The organism is Synechococcus sp. R6-10 (assembly GCF_047461815.1).
GTDB lineage: Bacteria > Cyanobacteriota > Cyanobacteriia > Thermostichales > Thermostichaceae > Thermostichus.
On the sequence record NZ_JANSHW010000663.1, the window covers coordinates 1 to 2,462 of the forward strand.

4 protein-coding genes are annotated in these 2,462 nt (G+C 69.9%); 1 reads left to right on the forward strand and 3 read right to left on the reverse strand.

Annotation, left to right across the window (positions count from 1 at the left end; translation table 11 throughout):
- Positions 1-345: 345 nt before the first annotated feature.
- The 3 genes from NW837_RS15140 to NW837_RS15150 all read right to left on the reverse strand — a co-directional run bounded on the left by NW837_RS15140 (position 346) and on the right by NW837_RS15150 (position 1,906).
- Entirely contained in the window at positions 346-549 is a 204-nt protein-coding gene (locus tag NW837_RS15140) for a hypothetical protein (protein WP_414332449.1), read from the reverse strand.
- A 16-nt stretch (positions 550-565) separates the two neighbouring features.
- The gene (locus NW837_RS15145) at positions 566-1,222 is read right to left on the reverse strand and encodes a hypothetical protein (RefSeq protein ID WP_414332451.1); all 657 of its coding nucleotides are present in this window, start codon (positions 1,220-1,222) and stop codon (positions 566-568) included.
- 483 nt (positions 1,223-1,705) lie between these two features.
- A complete protein-coding gene (locus NW837_RS15150; protein ID WP_414332453.1) occupies positions 1,706-1,906 on the reverse strand; it encodes a hypothetical protein in 201 nt (66 codons plus the stop codon).
- Between the two features lie 220 nt (positions 1,907-2,126).
- On the opposite strand from NW837_RS15150, the gene NW837_RS15155 reads away from it, so the two are divergent.
- Positions 2,127-2,462 (forward strand): transposase (locus NW837_RS15155; protein WP_414332455.1); only part of this gene is annotated, 336 nt, incomplete at its 3' end.

A 2,462-nucleotide genomic window follows, 5' to 3' on the forward strand; every position in this document is an offset into this window, starting at 1 on the left:
GCGAACCTCGGGGACGAGCAACTGGCTCAACGGCGTGGCCTACGGGAACGGCCTCTTCGTGGCGGTGGGGTGGAACAGCACCATCCTCACCTCCCCCTGAACCGGAGATCCCCACGCCCCTACCCCGCCCCATCGCCCGTGGGGCGGGTCACCCTTACCCGGGGCCCGGCGGGAGTGGGCGCGCCGGCGGACTGGGCCGGTACGCGGCCTTTGGTTGTAGGAGCGTCACCCCTGCACAAAAGCGCACCTTCGCAAAACGGGGGACCTGCGCCTTCGGCGGAGGGGGTGTCCGGGAGGCCTCCTCCCCTTTGGGACCCCAGCCCCAAATGAACCGCCGGGGGTAGTTTAGCTCCCGTTTGGCTTCAGGACAGCCGCTACCCGGAGCCAGCGCCGACCCCGCTCGTCCTCCCCGGTGAGGAGGCGGACCGGCTCCACCTCCAGGTAGCGGCGGAAGACCCCTTCCACCTCCCGGGCCAGCCCCTCCAGCCGCTCCGGGGGAAGGGGTATGCCCTCCAGGTAAAGCTCCAGGGTGTCCCGGTCCCCTGCCACGGAACCCACCCCCTCGCTAGCCCACCCCGCCCGAGGGGCCTGCCTTCTCCCTCCGCCGGCGGCCTGTGGGCGGGTCGTCCCCCTTCGCCGCCCCACCCTCCCGCTCCGGGGGCGGGGGGACCTTCTCCACCTCCTCCACCACCAGGAGGCCCTCCACCACCCGGCCTTGGACCCTTAGGGCCTCCTCTTCCCCCACGGGGGGGACGCTGGGGCGGAGGGCCGGGGGTACCAGGAGCTCTAGGGCGAAGGGCTTGGGGAGGATCCCCTCCCGGTTGGGGCGCACCTCCAGGACCAGCCGCCCCTCACCAGGCTCCCAGCTCTTGGGGAGGCCCAGGACGCTGAAGGTTCCCGCCAACTCGGGCCTAGGGCGGACGTAGAGGTGGCCCACCTGGGAGGCCGCGAGGTCCAGCCGCCCCTCCCGGGTCCTGGGCCAGAGGGTGAGGCCCACGGCGGTGCCCTCGGGGTGCCGGCTCAGGGTCTTCCTCAGGCTCTTCCCCGCGGCGGGGGAGAGGCGCTTGCGCTTGAGGCTCATTTCTCCCTCCAGGCCCCCTCCTTCCAGGCGGACCGCGGGGCGCTTACGCTCCTCCCCCGGGGGTAGGAGGGTGCCTACGGCACGCACCACGGCGTGGTAGAGCTCCGCTAGGGACGGCTTGCGCTTTTCCTGGCCCTCCATGGCCTCCCAGCATAACGCCGAAACCCCCCGCCGGTGGGCGGGGGGAGTAAGGAAGGCCCCGCGCCCAAGGGAACCTCTATAGGCGGGGACGACTGCCTGGGACTGCGTGTAACGGTGGGCAAACTCAAGGCCCGCGCCCAAGGGAACCTCAATAAGGACAGCCCTATTGCTATCCATCGCTTGCAACCAAAGGCTTTTCTAGATCCCCTCACTACCCGGAGCCAGCCCAGACAATGGGGGGAACCAGACCCCTCTCCCCCCAGGTCATCCCCCCAGGCCAACTCCCCCCGGAGCACCCCCTTTAAGCGGTAAGCGCTTACCGCTCACCAGGCCCCTAGCGGAGGGATCCAGGCCCCTGGCGGGGATGTACCGGATTAGGCGGCCATCAACCCTTCGGGGGGAGGGGCATTGGCCAGGGGAATGGTCCAGGGGGTTCGAGGCCCAGGGCGGCGGTGCCCGGGTCCTGAGGGGGCGGTTGAGCCGTCAGGTGGCGTGCTCCCCCACCACCGCCTCCCACACGTGCTGACGGCTATCCCGGTCGTACCGGCGGCGCACAAGGACGATAATCCCCCCACCCCCGTACACCGCCAGGAGCCACTCAGGGGGGTGGCCCGACACGCGGGCTGCATCCAGGGCCAGGCCAAAACGCAACTCCACGCCCCCCTCTACCGGCACGGGGGACAACCGAATGTCCCCCTCCGGGTGTGTCCAGAGTGAACGTGGCCACCACATCAGGCACCCCTTTGGGGGTTGAGTTTACCGCCCCTCGAGGCCCAGGGCGCAGGTGGAGGTTGCGGTAAAATCCCTCCTATGAAAATGACGTGCCCCCCGGGTAGGACCCGGAGAGCCCCAGTTCTGCCGACTGAGGCCTCCAGCCTACCCCAAGGGGCGGGAGGAGGCAAGGGTGCGGTACAAGCGGATGACCGGAGAGGTAGAAGAGGCGGTGCTGGGGATGTACCTCCAAGGGGTCTCCACCCGCAAGGTAGCGGCCATCACGGAGGGCGTGTCCCGGGTGCGCAAAGGACTCCGTCCCGCTGGCGCGATCGGTAAGGACGCGGTCTCCAGGGTAGCCCAGCGCCTGGAGGAGGAGCTCTCCGCCTGGCGGGGCCGGCCTAAGGACTCCGTCCCGCTGGCGCGATTGGAGCTGGCCTACCCCTACCTCTACCTGGACGCGGCCTACTTCAAGGTGAACTGGGGCGGGCGGGTGGTGGACCTGGCCCTTCTGGTGGCGGTGGGGGTG

What these genes read in the sequence shown, in the direction of transcription:
- NW837_RS15145 (WP_414332451.1), bottom strand. Translation starts at nt 1,222, where the DNA reads ATGGAGGGCCAGGAAAAGCGCAAGCCGTCCCTAGCGGAGCTCTACCAC.